General features: G+C 63.5%; 16 protein-coding genes. 9 read left to right on the top strand and 7 right to left on the bottom strand.

Annotated features, from left to right (window positions below):
* Positions 1 to 59: 59 nt before the first annotated feature.
* The 3 genes from NKH63_RS01455 to NKH63_RS01445 all read right to left on the bottom strand — a co-directional run bounded on the left by NKH63_RS01455 (position 60) and on the right by NKH63_RS01445 (position 3,915).
* Complete coding sequence (locus NKH63_RS01455) at positions 60 to 1,184, bottom strand: sugar ABC transporter substrate-binding protein (protein ID WP_352481560.1); 1,125 nt, start codon at positions 1,182 to 1,184, stop codon at positions 60 to 62.
* Positions 1,185 to 1,485: 301 nt separating this feature from the next.
* Positions 1,486 to 2,514 carry an HTH-type transcriptional regulator GntR gene (gene gntR / locus NKH63_RS01450; protein WP_352481561.1) on the bottom strand — a complete coding sequence of 343 codons (1,029 nt, stop codon included), beginning with the start codon at positions 2,512 to 2,514 and terminating at the stop codon, positions 1,486 to 1,488.
* Positions 2,515 to 2,682: 168 nt separating this feature from the next.
* Positions 2,683 to 3,915, bottom strand: coding sequence for an MFS transporter (locus tag NKH63_RS01445; RefSeq protein WP_352495777.1), 1,233 nt, complete (start codon positions 3,913 to 3,915; stop codon positions 2,683 to 2,685).
* Between the two features lie 176 nt (positions 3,916 to 4,091).
* Between NKH63_RS01445 and NKH63_RS01440 the strand changes: the two genes are divergently transcribed.
* The 4 genes from NKH63_RS01440 (at position 4,092) to mocR (ending at position 7,286) form a co-directional block, all read left to right on the top strand.
* Positions 4,092 to 4,394 (top strand): DUF3175 domain-containing protein, encoded by a 303-nt coding sequence (locus tag NKH63_RS01440; RefSeq protein WP_352917620.1) that lies wholly within the window; start codon positions 4,092 to 4,094, stop codon positions 4,392 to 4,394.
* 102 nt (positions 4,395 to 4,496) lie between these two features.
* Entirely contained in the window at positions 4,497 to 5,408 is a 912-nt protein-coding gene (iolE, locus tag NKH63_RS01435; RefSeq protein WP_352481564.1) for a myo-inosose-2 dehydratase, read from the top strand.
* 200 nt (positions 5,409 to 5,608) lie between these two features.
* Positions 5,609 to 5,815 (top strand): LacI family DNA-binding transcriptional regulator, encoded by a 207-nt coding sequence (locus NKH63_RS01430; protein ID WP_352481565.1) that lies wholly within the window; start codon positions 5,609 to 5,611, stop codon positions 5,813 to 5,815.
* A gap of 4 nt (positions 5,816 to 5,819) precedes the next feature.
* Positions 5,820 to 7,286, top strand: coding sequence for a rhizopine catabolism transcriptional regulator MocR (mocR, locus tag NKH63_RS01425; protein WP_245274662.1), 1,467 nt, complete (start codon positions 5,820 to 5,822; stop codon positions 7,284 to 7,286).
* Between the two features lie 166 nt (positions 7,287 to 7,452).
* On the opposite strand, the gene NKH63_RS01420 is transcribed toward mocR, so the two are convergent.
* A complete protein-coding gene (locus tag NKH63_RS01420) occupies positions 7,453 to 7,896 on the bottom strand; it encodes an SRPBCC family protein (RefSeq protein WP_352917619.1) in 444 nt (147 codons plus the stop codon).
* A gap of 169 nt (positions 7,897 to 8,065) precedes the next feature.
* Positions 8,066 to 9,310, bottom strand: coding sequence for a DegT/DnrJ/EryC1/StrS family aminotransferase (locus tag NKH63_RS01415; protein ID WP_023721241.1), 1,245 nt, complete (start codon positions 9,308 to 9,310; stop codon positions 8,066 to 8,068).
* Between the two features lie 364 nt (positions 9,311 to 9,674).
* Between NKH63_RS01415 and NKH63_RS01410 the strand changes: the two genes are divergently transcribed.
* The 5 genes from NKH63_RS01410 (at position 9,675) to NKH63_RS01390 (ending at position 14,973) form a co-directional block, all read left to right on the top strand.
* Positions 9,675 to 10,649 (top strand): polysaccharide deacetylase family protein, encoded by a 975-nt coding sequence (locus tag NKH63_RS01410; RefSeq protein ID WP_352908842.1) that lies wholly within the window; start codon positions 9,675 to 9,677, stop codon positions 10,647 to 10,649.
* A gap of 67 nt (positions 10,650 to 10,716) precedes the next feature.
* Positions 10,717 to 11,685 carry a rhizopine catabolism ABC transporter substrate-binding protein gene (locus NKH63_RS01405; protein ID WP_023721243.1) on the top strand — a complete coding sequence of 323 codons (969 nt, stop codon included), beginning with the start codon at positions 10,717 to 10,719 and terminating at the stop codon, positions 11,683 to 11,685.
* 148 nt (positions 11,686 to 11,833) lie between these two features.
* A complete protein-coding gene (locus NKH63_RS01400) occupies positions 11,834 to 12,949 on the top strand; it encodes an ABC transporter permease (RefSeq protein WP_352481706.1) in 1,116 nt (371 codons plus the stop codon).
* Between the two features lie 31 nt (positions 12,950 to 12,980).
* A complete protein-coding gene (locus NKH63_RS01395) occupies positions 12,981 to 13,793 on the top strand; it encodes an ATP-binding cassette domain-containing protein (protein ID WP_352481568.1) in 813 nt (270 codons plus the stop codon).
* Positions 13,794 to 13,824: 31 nt separating this feature from the next.
* Positions 13,825 to 14,973, top strand: coding sequence for a Gfo/Idh/MocA family oxidoreductase (locus NKH63_RS01390; RefSeq protein ID WP_352481569.1), 1,149 nt, complete (start codon positions 13,825 to 13,827; stop codon positions 14,971 to 14,973).
* Here NKH63_RS01390 and NKH63_RS01385 read toward each other — a convergent pair.
* Entirely contained in the window at positions 14,960 to 15,733 is a 774-nt protein-coding gene (locus tag NKH63_RS01385) for a FadR/GntR family transcriptional regulator (RefSeq protein WP_352481570.1), read from the bottom strand. The two genes, NKH63_RS01390 and NKH63_RS01385, sit on opposite strands and share 14 nt — an antisense overlap.
* A gap of 30 nt (positions 15,734 to 15,763) precedes the next feature.
* Positions 15,764 to 16,765 (bottom strand): LysR family transcriptional regulator, encoded by a 1,002-nt coding sequence (locus NKH63_RS01380; RefSeq protein WP_352481571.1) that lies wholly within the window; start codon positions 16,763 to 16,765, stop codon positions 15,764 to 15,766.
* Positions 16,766 to 16,817 lie beyond the last annotated feature (52 nt).

Below are 16,817 nucleotides of genomic sequence, written 5' to 3'. Positions count from 1 at the left end.
CAATCAGGATGTCGAGCGCCGACGCCGCGGGATTTCCCGCGGCGTCGGGCTGTTGGAGCTTACTGGTTTTCCTTGCTCTGGCCCATGATTTCCTGCGCCGTGAAATTGATGCCGCAGGTCGGGAAGGAATTGCCGACGAAGAAATTGTCGGACTGGTCGGGGAAGTAATCCTGGCCTGCCTTGAAGTTCGGATCCTCGACGATCGCCAGCGGCAGCTTGACCGCTTGCGGCACGACCTGGCCTTCAAGTGCCGCAATCGCTGTCTTGATGGCAACCGCAACCTGGGCCGGGCCGGTACCGGCCGACGAGCATTTCAGGCCGTCAGCGGCGAACTTGGCGCAGAATTTGCGGAAGCCATTCTCCGTCTCGCCGCCGAACGGCACGAACGGATGCTTGGCATCGATCATCGCCTGCACGATGCCGGTATCGCCGCCCTGCCCGGTAACGCCGTCGAAGGGACCATTGGTGGCAATGGCGTCGGCCGAAGCCTTTTGCGCAACGCCGTCATCCCATTTGCCAACGACCTCGGTGACATCCCACTTCTTGCCGGACGCGTCGAGAACCTCGTGGATGCCGTTGTGACGGTCGGTGTCGACGGACGTGCCGGCGACGCCGCGCACTTCCAGCACCTTGCCGCCGTTCGGCACATGCTTGACCAGCCAGTTGCCCCACAATTCGCCAAGGCCTTTCTGGTCGACATTGACGTTGATGGCATCCTTGGTGTCGAGGATGTTGTCGAAAGCGACCAGCACGACGCCGGCTTCCTTGGCCCGCTTGATGACAGGGCCGAATGCGGTCGGGTTCTGGGCGTTGACGACAATCGCGTCATAGCCGGAATCGATGAAATTGTTGATTGCCGAAATCTGGGCCGGCACGTCTTCGCCGGTCGAGACCACCTTGAATTCCTTGAGCTTGGCCGCGACCTCCGGCTGCGCCGCATAGGCCTTCGCCGTCTGCACCATCTGGATGCGCCACGTGTTGGCGATGTAGCCGTTGGCCAGAGCGATGCGGTACGGGCCGTCTTTTTTGGGGAACTTGAAGAACTGCGTATCGGCAGACCAGGGCGCGAAGCACTCAGGCTCGGCCGATGGCCCCTTGACGATTTCAGGATCGGCGATCGCCGACGAGCTCAGCATGACAAAAGCAGTGGCGGCAACGATACCGCCAACGAGTGACTTGATCATCGATATTCCTCCCAGTTGCAGTTTTGTTTGTTGTTACGTCGATGAATTTGCGCGTTCCCGGCCCGGCACCTCCCGCCTTACCCGTTGCGCGTTCAGGTGGCCGAATGCCGACCCGATTTCCTCCTTTATTGCCCGGCTAATCCCGCAAAAAACTATCATATTATACATAATAAACAAGCATGAGCTGTCGCTTATGTATAATAAACAGACTCCGCTCTTCGAGGCGAAATTCCGACCGTGGAAAGTGGTAGCGCTACCATGACGTTATGTAAAGCGCCATTTACATTACGTTGAGCTCGCTTCAGCGCGCCGTGCTTTCACGTCGCTTGAGTTCGAAGCCGAGGTCGACGACCCGCTGCTCCGGCCTGTTGCCCTCGATAGCCGCAAGCGCCATAGCGACAGCCCGCCGGCCGATCTCGTAGCGATAGGTCCGAACGCTGGTGACCGACGGGAAAGCAACCTCCATCATGTCCAGATCGTTGAAGCCGACGATGCCGATCGTCTTCGGCACGGCGATCGAAGCGCGATGGCATTCGAACAGCACGCCAAGCGCGATATCGTCATTGTTGCAGAATACCGCGTCGAGGCTCGGCACCTTGGCCAGCGCGTCGCGGAACAATTCGCGGCCGAGTGTCACGCTGGAGGGCACCGGCGTCGTGGTGGTGAGCCTCGGATCGAACAGGCCGGCCGCCTCCATCGCCGCGCGATAGCCGGCAAGCCGCCGCTGCGAACGCGGATCCATGCGCGCGCCGATGAAGCCGATCCGGCGATAGCCCGCCTCGATCAGATGTTCCGCCGCCGCCTTGCCGCCCTCGAAATGTGAGAAACCGACCATCATGTCGACCGGATCGGGCCCGGTCTCCATCACCTGCACGACCGGACAGCCTGCCGTTTCCAGCAGTTTTCGCGAGGCCGGCGTCTGGTCGATGCCGGCCACGATCAGCGCGGCCGGGCGTTGCGGACCAAACACCTGCAGCAGCCGCTCTTCCTCGAGGCCGGAATAGTGCGTGTTGCCGAGCTGGATGCGGAAAGGGCCGTCCGACAGGCTGTCGTAGATGCCGCGCACCACTTCGGCAAAGACGTTGTTGGTAAGCGACGGTACCAGGACGCCAAACACCTCGGCGCGCGCCGACGCCAGCGCCCGCGCATTCGGGTCGGGCACATAGCCGAGCTCGTTCACCGCAGACTCGATCTGGCGGCGCAGATCTTCCGAGACGCGCCCCGGCTCACGCAAGGCGCGCGATACGGTAATGGCGCCGACGCCGGCCTTGCGGGCGACGTCGGCGATGGTCGGGCGGCCGCCGCCGCGGCGCGAGCGCGGCTTGATCACTATACTCGTCCCGACGCCGGGCAACCGCCCAGACGCGACCGTGAGACGATGTTCAGGGTCTTTGCCACTGCTGCCTTGCCAACCCGTTGCCACACCTTGTCTGGCGTCGCGCAGCCCTCGGCTATTGTCAAGCGACCGCCGGAGAGACTGTGCCCGTGTCGCCGTGCTTCAGGCCGTCACAGCAGCGCTCCACCGGGCCTTCCACAGCAGCAGCACCATGGCCAAAATGTTCAGCAGGTTCCAGGCAATGCCGTTGAGGAACGCGGCGGCATACGAACCGGTCAAATCGTAGATCCAGCCCGACATCCAGCCGCCGATTGCCATGCCGAAGATGGTCGCCATCATGACGATGCCGACGCGCTGGCCAGCCTCTTTGGCAGGCATATATTCGCGCACGATGATCGCATAACAGGGCACGATGCCGCCCTGCGACAGGCCGAAGACCAGCGAGACGACATAAAGCGAGGCAAGCCCGTCGAACGGGATGTAGAACAACAGCGACAGGCATTGCAGCACCGAGCCGATCAGCAGGGTTTTGACGCCGCCGATGCGATCGGCAAGGAAGCCCGAGCCAAGCCGACTGACGACGCCCGCCGCCAGCATGATCGACAGCATATCGGCGCCATGCGCCACGCCGTAGCCGAGATCCATGCAGTAGGCGACGATATGGACTTGCGGCATCGACATCGCCACGCAGCAGCCGAGTCCGGCGACGATGAGCAGCGCCTGCAAGGCCGCCGGCGACAGCGAGATCGGCTGGACCACGCGGCTGCCCGGCGATCCGGGAGCCGCGTGGGGCGGTGCGCCGCGCCGGAGCAGCAGGATCAGCGGCACCATGGTGACCAGGCAGACGACGCCGATCGCGGCATAGGTGAAGCGCCAGCCTTCGGTCTGCATGACATAGGGCATCGCCGTCGGCCAGATCGCTCCGGCGAGATAGTTGCCGGACGCGGCAGCCGTCACCGCAACGCCGCGGCGCCGGTTGAACCAGTGCGAGATGTCGGCAATCAGCGGCCCGAAGATCGCCGACGAGCCGACGCCGATCAACAGGCCCTGGACGAGGGTGAACTGCAGGATCGAACTGGTCAGCGACGCCAGCAGGAAGCCGGCGCCAAGTGTAATCGCGGCAATCAGCGCCGGAACCCAATACCCCACGCGGTCGATGGCGCGGCCGAACAGCACATTGCCGGCGGCAAAGCCGACCATGGTCGCAGTATAGGGCATCGAGGCAGCGGCGCGATCGACGCCGAATTCTGCCTGCACGGCGGGCAGCACCACGACCACCGCCCACATGCCGACCCCGCCTATGGTTGCCAGCAGCATCGAGACGCCGAGCCGTATCCAGGCATAGGCACTGTCGATGCCGGAACTTGCTGCCTGGTTTGAGACGATGGGGGTCAAGAACGTTTCCTGTCCGCAGTTCTTAAATCGGCGGTTCTGACCACTATCAGCGCATTCGCATCGCGGAGCAGCGCCACGACGGGCCAATCCGTGGCTCCAGGGATGCGGGCCGAAGTGGAACAGTGGCGCACCATAGGGCGTTTTCTTTTCGAACGAGCTTGTGGAAGGAGTTTGCCATGACCGCGCAACGGAAATGGTCTGCCGACGTCACCGAGCATAGCGACGCGCTGGATCTCGAGGAGCACATCTTCGAATCCCACGATCCGAGGAAGATCGCCGCCTCGCTGAGGCGGTCGGCCGAGCACAGCGACCGGCGCAAGGCGGGGCCGTTTCAATCCGCCATGTCGATGCTGAATTTCTACATCAACCGCGCCGGCAAGAACCTGCCGGCGGCGCAGAAGAAAGTGCTGGAGGACGCAAAGGACGAACTGCGCGTCCTTTTGACCGCCCAAAGGAAGACTAGAATCGGTCACTATTGATTGGTTCTGCCAAATCAGGCTGAACTGGACCTAGTGACAGGGCCTCTTTGTCGCCAGTCTGCAGGCTGGCTTGCATTCGCAAGCCTGCAAAAGCCTGGCGTCATGACGGTCAAGATCGGCATCAATCCCATCACCTGGAGCAATGACGACGTCCCGGCGCTTGGCGGCGACACGCCGCTGCAGACCTGCCTGTCCGAAACCGCACAGGCCGGTTATCGCGGCACCGAGCTCGGCGGGAAATTTCCGCGCCAGGCTGAAGTGCTTGGCCCGCTCCTGTCATCCTATGGCCTGGAACTCGTCTCCGGCTGGTATGATGGCCGCATCCTCGACCGCACGGTCGAAGAGGAATTCGCGGCGATTACCCCGCATCTGGCGTTGCTGCGCGACCTCGGCGCCAAGATCGTCGTCTACGCCGACACCTCGCGCGGTCGCCATGACGGCATTTTCGCACCGATCTCCGAGCGTCCGCGCCTCGGCGACGGCGACTGGCGGGCCTATGGCGAGAAACTGACCGCCCTCGCCACCCGCATGGCCGCATTCGGGGTCGGCATGGCCTTCCACCACCACATGGGCACCATCGTCGAGACGGACGATGAAGTCGACAGGCTGATGGCGGCGACGGGGCACAGCGTCGGACTGTTGTTCGATACTGGCCACTGCCTGTTTTCGGGCGGCGACCCGCAATCGCTGTTGCAGCGGCATCTCGATCGTATCGTGCATTTCCATTGCAAGGATGTTCGCAGGGCGGTCCTGGAAAAGGCACGCCGCGAGGACATGAGCTTCATGGCGGCGGTAGTGGACGGCATTTTTACCGTGCCCGGCGATGGCTCGGTCGATTTCCTGTCATTGCTGAAACCCCTCGCCGCGCGCGGCTATGAGGGTTGGATCGTTGTCGAGGCTGAGCAGGATCCGGCCAAGGCGCATCCGCTGACCTATGCCAGCAAGGGCTATTTCTCGCTGCTCGCCACCGCCCGGCAGGCCGGCTTCGAAGTGGCAACGCGGCAGGCAAACTGACCGGCCCGCATTGCGAGCCGGAGGAACATAATGGGCGCGCGCCTCGATGGGGTTAGCGACGCGAATGCGCCCGGCGATCCGCGCCGCCTTGCTCCCTGCGCGGCGCGGATCGCAGAATCCCGGCTCTGGATTTCAAACCCCGACGTTCGAGCTTGAGGCCGGCCGGAAGCCGTGCCTTGATGCAACCGAGGAGGAGCGACATGGCTTTCGAAGCTGCGCTTGGCATGGAACGGCTTTGCACCATCCGGGAGATTGCCGAGAAGGCGGAACTTGGCGCCGCCACCGTTCATCGCGCGCTGAAGAACAGCCGCGAGGTCCACCCCGAAACCAGGCGACTGGTGCTTGATACCGTCTGTCGGCTCAACGAGGAAAAGATCGCCCGCGCCGCCCGGTTCGTCGGGGAATAGTGCCTTGGCCGACCACATGCGCCTTTCCCTCGACATCATGTCGGTCGACCGCGCTTCGGAAGAACCGATGCATCGTCAGATCTACGGCGCCTTGCGACGCTTCATCCTTGACGGCCAAATCCCGCAGAACACGCTGCTGCCGTCGACGCGCTCGCTGGCCGAAGACCTCAAGGTCGGGCGCAACACGGTCATCGCCGCCTATGACCAGCTCCTCGCCGAAGGTTTTATCGAGGCGCGTGCCGGATCGGGCACCTGGGTAGCGCCGATCCAGCAGAACCGCCCCTTGGCATCTCTGCGCGCCGGACTGGCAGCGCCGCAAAAACTGTCGCGGCGCGGTCAGACCATCGTCAACGGCCCGCAACCGCCGCGTAATGCCGGCGTCATTAATTTCCATCCGGGCGTGCCTGAAACGGCGTCGTTTCCGTTCACCATCTGGTCAAGCCTTCTGGTGCGTAATGCACGCAGCCGCGACGAGAGCCTGCTTGGCTATCTCTCCTTTGCCGGCCACCCCGGCCTGCGTCAGGCCATTGCCTCGACCATCGGCCTGTCGCGCGGCATCAGCTGCACCGCCGACCAGGTGATCATCGTCACCGGTGCGCAGGCAGCGCTCGATCTCGTCTCGCGCGTGCTGATGGACGAAGGCGACCATGTCTGGATGGAGGAGCCCGGCTATCTCGGCGCCAAGAGCGCCTTTCTCGCCAGCGGCGCCAGGCTGGCACCGTTGAAGGTCGACCGGCGTGGCTGGCATCTTGCCGATCCGGAGCTGCCGCCGCCGCGGCTGATCTATGTGACGCCATCCTGCCAATGGCCGTTCGGCACCATCATGCGCATCGAGGAGCGATTGCAGTTGCTCGACATCGCCGAACGCAACGGCGCCTGGATCGTCGAGGATGACTATGACGGCGAATACCGGTTCCGCGGCCGGCCGGTGCCGGCGCTGCGCGGGCTCGATCATGCCGACCGCGTCGTCTATATCGGCAGCTTCGGTAAGACGCTGATCCCGGCGCTGCGCATCGGCTATCTGATCGTGCCGCGCGAACTGTCGGTGCCGTTCGACCGGGCGGTGAGCATCACCGGCCAGTTCGCGCCGCTGATCCTGCAGGCAACGGTCAACGATTTCATCACGCAGGGCTATTTCGCCACGCACCTCAAACGCATGCGCCGGCTCTACGCGCGCCGGCAGGCGAACTTCGTCAAGCTGTGCCAGGAGCATCTGGCGGAATGGCTGACCGTCACGGAAAACGATTCCGGCATGCAGCTGCTGGCGAGCTTCGTCAGGCCCTACAAGGACAGCGACGTGGTCGCCGCCGCCGTCAAGGAGGGGCTCGACGTCCAGGGCATCTCGATCAACTACCATTCCACAGAACCCGAGCACGGCCTGCTGCTCGGCTATGCGGCAATGGACGAACGCCAGATCCTGCGCGCGGTGCTGGCGCTGCGCGCCGCGTTCCTAAGGTTGGACAGAAGCTAGAGCCAGGCTTCCCCAATCCGGGCTTTCCGGCGCCGGCGCATGTTGCCTGGCAAGATCGGGAATCCCTAGGATCCCGGCTAGCGACGCCGATGCAGCCAAGGCAGCGCCCGCTTCGCTCTCTTGGCGCGAAGAGATCGCCCCCACGGATCAGCCGCGCGCGCTTACCCTACTGCTTGATCTCGGGTTCGACGAGTTTCGCCAGATTTCGCAGCGACTCCTGCCAGCCGAGATAGCAGGCCTCAACCGGGATGGCATCTGGAATACCGGCCTGCGTGATATTCACTTCGGTGCCGACCGACACTTTCTTCAATGTCACGGTCACCTCGATCTCGCCGGGCAGGTTGGGGTCGTCGAACCGGTCGGTGTAGCGCAGCTGCTCATTGGGCACGAGCTCGACATATTCGCCCCCGAACGAGTGGCTGTCGCCGGTGGTGAAGTTGCGGAAGGACATTTTGAACGTACCGCCGACTTTCGCCTCGAAGTGATGAACCGTGCAGGTGAAGCCGTTCGGCGGCAGCCATTTCGCAAGTACATCCGCTTCGAGGAACGCGCGGTAGACTTTCTCCGGGCTGGTTGTCAGAACGCGGTGCAGACGTACGGTGCCGGGCATATCGTTAATCCTCCGTGGTTGGTGATCGATGCCCCTAGGACGAGCGGGAGCCCGGCCTATCCGACACGGGCCTGCGGATTTTTGACGACCGGTTATGCCGGCCGGAATCCCCGCCCGGCCGCCGGACAAGGAACTCGGCCGCAGGGTAGCAAACCGTGTCGGAACTGGTCTAGTTCACACTGTCGAACTTCTGCAGATCAACCGGTGCCGCTTTGCGCAATTCGACATCATCCAGCGAAGCATTTTCCAGCGCCACCCGCGCCGCCGCGTCGATGTTGTGGATCATGTCCTGAATATCGGTATCGTCATGCGCCGGGTTCATGGCGATCATCACCGTGCGATTGAGGATGTCGAGCGAGCGCTTGCCGAGGTCGTCGGCGTAATCCAGCCGCAGGCCCTGGTTCTCGGGCAATGCATAAGGATTGAGCGCCGGATGATGCGCCCCTTCATGCATCAGCACCTGGTCCCACTGGGTGAAATTGTGACGGCCGGTCTTGCCGGCAACGACGCTCGGAATGGTCTTCGAAAAAGTCTGCGCCGCCTGCTCGCTCGGCAGTAGGTACATCACCTGTGCGGCGCAATCGTCGTCCGGGCTGTTCATCGGCGACGGTGTCAGACCGAGATTGCCGAGATGGCGGGTGCCGGCCAGCACCATCTTCTTCTCGGCGCGCATCGCCTCGATGATGCCGTCCAGTCGATCGAGTTGGACGTTGAGCATCGCCCCCATCAGTTCGGAAGCACGCGCGCCGATGCCGGCGAAGGGTTTGATGCTGTCGCTTCTGCCCTGCCAGTAGAAATGGCAAGGGTCGATGGCGCAGCGCGCCCGCTCCGCCACTTTCGGGTCGCTGGTGGCAATGCCGCCGCCCTCGCCCGAGGTCATGTTCTTGAAGTAGTTGAAGGAATAGGCGCCGGCATGGCCGATCGAGCCGAGCTTGCGGCCCTCATAGCCGCCGCCGATGCCTTGGCAGACATCCTCGAGCACCAGCAAGCCGCGCTTGGCAGCAATGTCCATGATCGCATTCATGTTGCAGGCCGCGCCCCACATATGCACCGGGATGACCGCCCTGGTGCGCGGCCCTATGGCATCGCGCAAGGCGACGGGATCGATGGTCAGGCTCTCGTCGATGTCGACGATGACGGGAATGGCCCCGACCGACAGCACCGCGGTCGCTGTCGCCATATAGGTGTGCGCGGGCACCAGGACCTCGTCCCCCGGACCGATGCCGAGCCCGATCAGGCCGGCCGCGAGCCCATAGGTGCCGCTGGCGGCCAGTGCGAAATGCTCGACGCCAAGATGCTGCGCATAGCGGGCCTCGAAGCGGTCGCATTCGCTGTCCTTGCCGTAACGAAACAGCGCGCCCGAGCGGATCACCCTGGCAATGGCTTCGATTTCCTCTTCGCCGGCGGTGTACATGGCAGGCCTCCAAGTTACTTGGTAGTTTGGGTCACTTGGTAATGTGGGTCGCTTGATGGTGTGGACAGCTGTAGGCTTGTGGGCACAGTTTGGAAGAACCACTCCGCCGCTATTCGACCAAGCCATCTGCGCCCAGAAGACGGTTCCTATGAGTGGTTTTGAACCCTGATTGGGGAAATCGGCAGCTAAGTGTCTCAGCCGGCAGGCAAATCGTACCCATCCGAATTCGCCAAAGTGGCCCTGTCGGAAAGCCGGGTTTCGGCGTTCCATTCCGGCCAGTTGGGCAAACGGTTGGTTCCATGAAATACGGGACACACTTTGGAAGACCCTCGAGACCGGCGCGCCGGCGGAAAGGCCGACATTCGTGAACGCCGCCGGCTCCAGCAAACGGATCGTGCTCCACGAGGACGATGTCGGCATGTGCCACGGCGCCAACAGCGCCTTTCTCGAATTGAACGGGCTAGGTGTCTGCAGTTCCGGCGCGGTGATGGTGCCGTGCCCGTGGTTCCTCGAAATGGCCGAAAGCGCCGCAGCCAACCCTGGCCTTGACCTTGGCGTCCACCTGACGCTGAACAGCGAGAAACAGCACTACAAATGGCGGCCGCTGACCGCGCCGTCGCGGGCGGCCGGCCTGACCGACGAGTTCGGCTTCTTATGGCCCGACGTGGCGACCACGCGCCGCAAGGCGGTGCCGCAGGCGGTCGAGGCCGAGCTTCGCGCCCAGATCGACACCGCCTATCGCGCCGGCATCGACGTCACCCACCTCGACGCGCATATGGGCGCAGCATTGTCGCCCGAATTTTGCGACATCTACATCAAGCTCGGGCTCGAATATCAGCTGCCCGTGCTGCTGACCAAGACCCTGTCCGCTTATTCCCCCAACGACAATCTGGTCGGCGTCACCGAGGAGGCGTTCCAGCGCGGCGTGGCGCTGGCCCGCGCCGGCGGCTTTGCCATTTTCGACGCCGCCATCCAGACGACCTGGGGCCGGCCGCGCTCCAGGCCGATCGAGCCCGTTTACAAAGCGCTCATCGAGGGTGTGCGCGAGGGCCTGACTTTCTTTTGCCTGCATTGCAACGCGCCCGGTGAACTCGAGCTGATCGAGCCGCGCTCCGCCTATATCCGCACCGAAGAGTACGAGCTGTTCCGCGACCAGGGCTTTCGCGACTGGCTCGCCGCACAGCCGATCGATGTCATCGGCATGAAGCCGTTGCGCGAGGAGCTTCGCGCAGCACTCTCGGCCGGGCGATCGTCAACATCAGCCCGCGGCAACAACGCGGGCGAACAGCGATTGACGTCGGCAAAGGCCCGCAAAGCGGCCACCCGATCCGCGACGTGAGCCGATCGTCGCGGCCGGAAAACGGCGCCAGAGGGATTGGAACTGCAACGACAAATGGGAGAATAAGATGAAAACTCTTCTGAAAGCGGCATTGGGCGCCTTCGTCACGGCGGGCCTGATGACAGGCATTGCATATGCCGCGGGCCTCAAGGATCCGAAGGACGTCCACATCACGTTCGTCGTGCATGGGTCGGCGTCCGATCCCTATTGGTCGGTGGTCAAGCGCGGCGTCGATGACGCGGCCGCCCTCACCGGCGCCAAAGTCGAATATTACGCACCGCAGGTCTTCGACGTGGTCGAGCAGGCCCGGCTTCTGGACGCCGCCATCGCCACCAAGCCGGACGGCATCGCGGTCTCCATCGCCGACGCCAATGCACTCGGCAAATCCGTCAAATCCGGGCTTGCCGCCAATATTCCGATGGTGGTTCTGGATTCCGGCGAGAAGGAAGGCGCCGAGCTCGGCACCACGCTCTATGTCGGCACCGTTTCCGAATATGATTCCGGCAAGAAGGCCGGCGAGCGGCTGGCCAAGGAAGGCACGCTCAAGGTCGTCTGCATCAACCACGAGGTCGGCAATGTCAGCCTCGACCAGCGCTGCCAGGGCCTCAATGACGGGCTGAAGCCATCCGGCGGCGGCACCGAGGTTCTGGCCGTGGCGCCCGATCCGGCCGACATCCAGCGCCGCACCGAAGCCTATCTGTCGGCGCATCCCGACACCCAAGCCGTCTTTGCGCTTGGTGCCACCGCCGCCAATCCGCTGATCCCGATGTTCCGCGACAAGGAACTGTTCGGCAAGCTCAAGCTCTACACTTTCGACATCAGCCCGGAGGTCCTCGACTCTGTCGTCGCCGGCGAAATGGGCTTCGGTATGGATGCCCAGCAATATCTGATGGGCTATCTGCCGGTGATCTATCTGGTCGAGCAGGCGACGCACGGCTTCTGGCCGCAGAACAACGCCTATACCGGGCCGCTGTTCATCGACTCGCCAGAAAAAGCCAAGGCGATCCTGGCCCTCGCCAAAGAGGGCATCCGCTAGGCCAGCACTCCGACGGAACGGGAGAATGCGCCAGGCGCTCTCCCGATCCGTTCGAAGATTGCGAATTGAGCGATTGGAGAGCCTAATGGCGGTCGTGGAAGACAAGGCGATACCTCCGGGCGAACTGAAGGCGACCGACCGCTTCGGCATGACGTCGAAGCGGGCCGCCGGCGCCGACGAGCGGCTGGCCAGCACCGGCAAGCTGACCCAGTGGCTGCGCCGGCCGGAAGCCGGTGCTGCCGGCGGGCTGCTTGCGACGATCATCATCTTTGCGCTGCTGCCGGGCGCGGCGAACCTCTATTCGCTGCAGGGGTCGATGACCTTCCTGACGCTGTCGGCGGAGCTCGGCATCGTCGCCACCGCAGCAGCACTTCTCATCATCGCCGGCGAGTTCGACCTTTCGGTCGGCTCCATGGTCGGCTTTGCCGGTGTCGTCATCGGGCTGACGGTGAAATACTGGGGCCTGCCGCTATGGGGCGGCATCGCCTGTGCCTTCGCCGTTGCCATCCTCACCGGCTATCTCAACGGCCTGATCGTGGTGAAGACGCGCCTGCCCTCCTTCATCGTCACGCTCGCCACGCTCTATATCCTGCGCGGACTGTCGATCGGCATCACCCGCGCCGTCACCGGCCGCACCCAAATTCCCTACATCCTCGAAAGCGTACCGGACCCGGCGACGGCCGGCATTTTCAACGGCCATCTGCTCACCGGCCTGTTCCACTGGATGGGCGCGCAAGGCTGGATCGGCACCCGCAGCGACGGCATTCCCTTCGTCGCCGGCATTCCGATGTCGATCGTCTGGTGGCTTGGCCTGACGGCGCTGGCCGGCTACGTGCTCACCCAGACGAAATACGGCAACTGGATCTTCGCCACCGGTGGCGACCTGATCGCAGCTCGCAACGTCGGCGTGCCGGTCGATCGCGTCAAGATCAGCCTGTTCGTCTACACCGCTTGCGCGGCGACGCTGCTTGCCACCATCCAGGTGATGGAGGCGGGCTCCGCCGACACCACGCGCGGCCTGCTCAAGGAGTTCGAGGCGATCATCGCCGCCGTCATCGGCGGCGTGCTGCTCACCGGCGGCTACGGCACAGTCTATGGTGTGCTGTTCGGCGCGCTGATCTTCGGGCTGGTGCAGATGGGCATCTTCTACACCGGCATCGACACCGACTGGTTCAAGGTCTTCCTCGGCATCGTCATCCTGATGGCCGTGCTGGTCAACAACTACATCAGGGTGAAGGCGCTCGGCCGCGGAGGTGGCAAATGACCGAGCCGGCCCAAATGAGCGAACGGCCCAAATGACCGAACCCGCAATGGAACTGCGCGGCGTCAGCGTCAATTTCGGCTCGGTGCGCGCGCTCCAGGACATCGACATCAAGGTCTATCCGGGCGAGGTCCACTGCCTGCTCGGCGACAACGGCGCCGGCAAGTCGACGCTGATCAAGGTTCTGTCCGGCGTCTACCGGCCGAGCAAAGGCGAAATCCTGGTCGACGGCAAGACGGTCACCTTCCGCAGCCCGCGCGACGCGCAGGAGCTCGGCGTGGCAACGGTGTTCCAGGACCTCGGCATGATCTCGCTGATGTCGATCACCCGCAACTTCTTCCTCGGCCGCGAACCGACCAAAAGCAGCCTGCCCTTCTCGCGCATCGACAAGGAGCGCGCCAACACTATCGCCAGGCAGGCAATGGCCGATATCGGCATCGATGTGCGCGACCCGACGCAAGCCGTCGGCACGCTGTCGGGCGGCGAGCGCCAGTCGGTGGCGATCGCCCGCGCCGTGCATTTTGGCGCGCGCGTGCTGATCCTTGACGAGCCGACCTCGGCACTCGGCGTCCACCAGGCGGCGATGGTGCTGAAGTTCATCATCGAAGCACGCATGCGGGGCCTGGCCGTGATCTTCATCAGCCACAACATCCACCATGCCTATCCGGTCGGCGACACCTTCACGCTGCTCAACCGCGGCCGCAATCGCGGTACCTACGCCAAATCGGACATCTCGCGCGACGAGGTCATCTCGATCATGTCGGGTGGCGAGGATCTGAAGGCGGTCGAGGCGGAGATTGCCGGCCTGCTCGCCCAGATCGGCAACCGGCCGCCTGCGGCGGCTTGAGCTGACAATCGGACATCGCGGGGATGATGGCATGAGCAGGTTACGCGTCGGGGTCGTCGGCGCCGGCATGATCTCGCAGGTCGAGCATATTCCCAATCTGCTGCGCCTCGGTGAATTGTTCGAGCTGGTCGGCGTCGCCGACCCCTCCAGGATTTCACGGCAGTTCGTCACTGACACCCATGGCATCGCCAATTTCGAAACGATCGACCAGCTCTTCGACCAGCGCCTCGACGCGGTAGTGATCGGCTCGCCGGACCCATTGCATCACGAACAGGTGCTGGCGGCGCTGGCGCGCGGCCTGCATGTCTTTTGCGAAAAGCCGCTCTGCTATTCCCTGGCGGAAATCGCCGAGATCGTCGCCGCGCGCGATGCCGCCAGGAAAATCATGCAAGTCGGCTACATGAAGCGCTTCGATCCGAGCTACCGGCTGGCGCTCGCTTCGCTGCCGGGGACACCGAGCACGCTGCGCTCGGTCTCGGTGGAAGTGAACGATCCCGACGCCTGGCCGTTCATCGCCCACCTGCCCTACAGGCGCGGCACCGATATCCCGAAGGACATGGTCGCCGCTGTCGCCGCCAAGCAGAAGCGCCAGGTCGAACAAGCCATTGGCGTGCCTTTCACTGATCTCGCTTTCCGTGGATTTACCGGCGCTTACAGCTCGGCCTTGATTCACGATGTCAATGCCGTTCACGGCCTGCTCGATGCGCTCGGCGTGCCGGACGGCGAGATCGTCGGCGCGCAGATCTTTGCCAATGGCGACGGCGGCCAGGGCGCCGTCAAGCTGCTGGACGGACAGGCGCTGTGGACCATGACCCATCTTACCGTACCTAAGCTCGCCGACTACAAGGAGCGGATCACGCTGTTCTTCGACGATGCCAGCCTGGAGCTCGAATTCCCCTCGCCCTGGCTCAACCATCATCCGACCCGGCTGACGGTGGCGACCTCGCACGGTCACACGCTGTCGAAGAAAGATTTGCGCGCCGGCTACGCGGAAGCCTTCGTCGAGGAGATGCGTGGCTTCTGGGCGGCGATCGTCAATGGCGACCCCGTCGTCAACCCGCCCGAACACGCCGCCCGCGATCAGGCCTTGCTGCTCGGGCTGACCCGGCGGCATCTCGCGACCGGACCGGTTCGACTGAGCACTCAAACCGGGAGCCGAACGGCGGCTACCTGGACTTGATGACGCCGTCGGTATTGGCCAGCAGCTTGCGCACTGCATTGCGTGCCGCGTCCGGCCGCTGCAGGCGGATGCTCTTCTCGATTGCCTCATGCAGCCTCTGCGCATGCTGCAAATCGTCGAGTTCCCGGGTCGTAAAAGCGAACAGATGATCGAACGCCGATTCGATCAGCACGCCGAGCGGCACCAGCAGATCGTTGCCCGAGGCGCGCAGGATGGCGAGATGAAACCGCGTGTCGGCGCGCGTCCGCTCCTGCAGGTTGGTCGCCTCGCCCATCTCGCGGCAGGCCTGGCTGATCTCGGCCATCTGCTCGTCGGTGCGCCGCATGGCGGCAAAGGCGCTGGCCTCCGGCTCGATGATGTGGCGGAATTCCTGCACCGTCCTGAGGAACACCTCGCGGTCCGGCGAGGTCGCGTACCAGGCCAGCACATCGCGATCGAGCAGGTTCCAGCGCTCCTTAGGCTCGACCCAGCTGCCGATCTTCGGGCGCGACGCAAGCAAGCTTTTCGCCATCAGCATTTTTATGGCTTCGCGCACCGCCGAGCGGCTGACGTCGAAGGTCTCGGACCATTTGGCTTCGTTGGGCAGGATGGTTCCCGGCGGATAGTCGCCGCGCACGATCCTCAGCCCGATTTCGTTGGCCAGCGACGCATGCACGCTCGACCCCGGCATGCGCGCCGCATCGGCGCGGCGAATACCGCTCGTGCGTTCGGCGAACGCCTCGGCCGCTGTCTTTCCCTTATTCGGCTTCGCGTCCTGCATGGCTCCACAAAGTCCGGATTTGGAGGCGTGTCAAGGAGATGAAATCGACGGCAATATCTCGGTTTGATTTTCCGTATCCGTCGCCTCGCCGACACCGCGCTTTGCCGGGCGTTCACGCCGGGGAGGCACGAACGGCTTCTCTTTGTCCCGACTGAATTCCTCGATCAGGAAATCAAGGAAGACGCGGATTTTCGGGGCAAGATGCTGCCGTGCCGGATAGACCGCGTAGAGTGTGGTTTCGACCTTGTCCCAGTCATCCAGAGCCGATTGCAGCCGGCCTGCTTTCAGGTCGCTTTCGACATAGGGATAGGGGATCAGGCTGACGCCGAAGCCGGCGCGCAGCGCATCGCGCACGGCAAGGCTCGAGGAGACCGAATATCGTCCGTCGATGGCGATCCGCTCGCTGCGGCCGTCCTTGCGGAATTCCCATATGTCCGCATGCCCCGAGAGGCTGAACCGGATGCAGTTGGCCGCCTTCAAATCGGCAGGCGTTTGAGGCCGGCCGTGCTGCTCGAAGTAGGCAGGAGCTGCACAAAGCACGTGCGGCATGACCGCAAGCTTTCTGGCGACCAGGCTGGAATCCTCGAGATTGTCGCTGCCGCGAATGGCAAGGTCAAATCCCTCCCGCACGATATCGACGCGCCTGTCATCAAGATGCAGGTCGAGTTTCAAATCGGGATAGCGCGATAGAAACGCGGGAATGGCAGCCGAAAGCCGCGTCAACGTGACAGTCATCGGCGCGCTGACCCGCAACGTGCCGCTCGGCGCCGTCTTGATCGGGCCGAGGACCTGGTCGGCCCTGGCCAGCGCATCGAGCCCCTGCGTGACATGCTCCAGATAGATCCTGCCTTCTTCGGTCAGGGCCATCCGCCGCGTCGTCCGGTTGATGAGCCGCACCCCCAGATGCGCCTCCAGCTCGGCGATGTTCTTGCTGATCGCGGGAGGCGAGAGACCGAGCCGCCGTCCGGCTTCGGCAAAGCTGTTCAGTTCCGCCACATGACGGAAAACCTGCAACGCAGTCAGGCGATCCACTGCACCATTCTCTTCCAGTAAACAATGTCTTTCAATTGTCACATATTATCGT

Origin of the sequence: Mesorhizobium sp. M0960, from assembly GCF_040319055.1 — a bacterium.
Lineage (GTDB): Bacteria > Pseudomonadota > Alphaproteobacteria > Rhizobiales > Rhizobiaceae > Mesorhizobium.
Note: the sequence above shows the minus strand (reverse complement) of the source record. Positions and strands in the feature narration are given on the sequence as shown.